The following is a 2,399-nucleotide window of genomic DNA, read 5'->3' on the forward strand; positions in this document are numbered from 1 at the left end:
TGTAAGGCCGGCAGGCGGCCCGCCGCTTCCGTCCGGCAGCCGGCCGACGAGGGGCCGGTCAGCGCGGCCCGCCGTGGCCGACCGGTTCCTCCGCCGGAGACGCCGGCCCTGGCAGGGAAAGGTCGATGTCGGATTCCCGCCAGTGAGAACGGGGCGGAACCGTCATCCTTGAGCCATGCACACCGACACCGAGCGCTGCGTGCGCGCCGTCCAGTCCAAGGACGCGCGGTTCGACGGCTGGTTCTTCACCGCCGTGCTGACCACAGGGATCTACTGCCGCCCCAGCTGCCCGGCCGTGCCGCCGAAGGTCGAGAACATGACCTTCTACCCGAGCGCCGCGGCCTGTCAGCAGGCCGGGTTCCGGGCCTGCAAGCGGTGCCGTCCCGACACCAGCCCGGGCTCTCCGGAGTGGAACGCCCGCGCCGACGCCGTCGCGCGTGCCATGCGGCTGATCAGGGACGGTGTCGTCGACCGGGAGGGCGTGCCGGGCCTCGCCGCGCGGCTCGGCTACTCCACCCGGCAGATCGAGCGCCAGCTGCTCGCCGAACTGGGTGCCGGCCCGCTCGCCCTCGCCCGCGCCCAGCGCGCCCAGACCGCGCGGCTGCTCATCGAGACGACGGCGGTGCCCATGGCGGATGTCGCCTTCGCGGCAGGGTTCGCCTCCATCCGCACCTTCAACGACACGGTCCGCGAGGTCTTCGCCCTCGCCCCGAGCGAATTGCGCGCCCGCGCCGGCCGCGGCCGCGTCGCCGTGCCTCCCGTGCCCGGCGTGATCGCGCTCAGGCTCCCGTACCGCGCACCGCTCAACCCCAGCAATCTCTTCGGGCATCTCGCCGCGACCGGCGTCCCCGGCGTCGAGGAGTGGCGGGACGGAGCGTACCGGCGCACCCTGTCGCTGCCGTACGGGCACGGCATCGTGAGCCTGACGCCGCACCCCGACCACATCTCCTGCCGGCTTTCCCTGACCGATCCTCGCGATCTGACCATCGCCATCAGCCGTTGCCGATGGATGCTCGACCTGGACGCGGACCCGGTTGCCGTCGACGACCAGCTGCGCAGCGATCCGCTGCTCGCCCCGCTGGTCGACAAGGCGCCCGGACGGCGGGTGCCGCGCACCGTCGACGCCGCCGAGTTCGCGGTACGGGCCGTGCTCGGCCAGCAGGTCTCCACGGCCGCAGCCCGCACCCACGCGGGGCGCCTCGTCAGGGCGCACGGCATGCCCGTGGAGGACACCGAGGGCGGCCTCACCCACGTCTTCCCGACGTCCGAGGCACTGGCCGCCCTCGACCCCGAGGCCCTCGCCCTGCCCCGCAGCCGGCGCACCACCCTGACCACGCTCGTGGCCGCCCTCGCAGACGGGACGCTGAAACTCGACCCTGGCAGCGACTGGGACCGGGCGCGGGGCCAACTCGCCGAACTACCCGGCTTCGGACCGTGGACCGTCGAGGTAATCGCGATGCGCGCCCTCGGCGACCCCGACGCGTTCCTCCCCACCGACCTCGGAATGCGGCGCGCCGCTGCCGAACTCGGGCTGCCCGCCACACCGGCCGCCCTCACCGCACGGGCGGCGGCCTGGCGGCCCTGGCGCGCCTACGCCGTCCAGTACCTGTGGGCGTCGGACGACCACCCCATCAACCACCTTCCGGCGTAAGGAACTCTCCCATGACCACGACCACGTCCAGGCGGCACACGGTCGTCGACAGCCCCTACGGCGCGCTGACCCTCGTCGCCACCGACGGCGTCCTCAGCGGCCTCTACATGACCGACCAGCGCCACCGTCCCGCCGAAGAAACCTTCGGCGACCGCGACGAGACGCTCTTCGACGAGGCGATCCACCAGCTGGAGGCCTACTTCGCCCGCGAGCTCACCGAGTTCGACCTGACGATGCACTTCGTGGGCACGCCCTTCCAGCGCAGCGTCTGGGACCGGCTGCGGCAGATCCCGTACGGCGAGACGCGCACCTACGGCGAACTGGCAGAGGAGCTCGGCAACCGTGGGGCCTCCCGCGCGGTGGGCCTCGCCAACGGTAAGAACCCCATCGGCATCATCGTGCCCTGCCACCGCGTCATCGGTTCCTCCGGGAGCCTCGTCGGTTACGGCGGCGGACTCGACCGCAAGCAGCGACTGCTCGCCTTCGAGCGCGGGGAGCGCGACGACGCGCTTTTCCCGGCCTTCGCCGCGAACGTCCCCACGGCCGCTCGCTAGGCCTTGTCCGGGCGGTCTTCCCGGGCCCGCGACCAGTTGCCGTGGCCCGCTCCCCCAGCGTGCTCCCCCCACGCCCGTAGGGCGTAGGGGGAGGGTCTGGTGCGTGCGATCGCGAGGCGGAGGTGGGGGTACCTCCCATGCCGAAGGCGTAGGGGGAGGAGGCATGGCGGAGCCATGCCGACCGACGACAACGC

General features: G+C 72.9%; 2 protein-coding genes. Both read left to right on the forward strand.

Annotated features, from left to right (window positions below):
- Positions 1–175: 175 nt before the first annotated feature.
- Entirely contained in the window at positions 176–1,651 is a 1,476-nt protein-coding gene (locus ABZ070_RS36805) for an AlkA N-terminal domain-containing protein (protein ID WP_356640497.1), read from the forward strand.
- Positions 1,652–1,662: 11 nt separating this feature from the next.
- Positions 1,663–2,205: a methylated-DNA--[protein]-cysteine S-methyltransferase gene (locus ABZ070_RS36810; protein WP_356640499.1), complete on the forward strand. Its 543-nt coding sequence runs from the start codon at positions 1,663–1,665 to the stop codon at positions 2,203–2,205.
- Positions 2,206–2,399: the final 194 nt, after the last annotated feature.

It is taken from the genome of Streptomyces sp. NPDC006283 (genome assembly GCF_040613325.1).
GTDB lineage: Bacteria > Actinomycetota > Actinomycetes > Streptomycetales > Streptomycetaceae > Streptomyces.

Excerpts from the sequence above, each read along its gene's own strand:
- ABZ070_RS36805 (WP_356640497.1), top strand. The coding sequence starts at position 176 with ATGCACACCGACACCGAGCGCTGCGTGCGCGCCGTCCAGTCCAAGGAC.
- ABZ070_RS36810 (WP_356640499.1), top strand. The coding sequence starts at position 1,663 with ATGACCACGACCACGTCCAGGCGGCACACGGTCGTCGACAGCCCCTAC.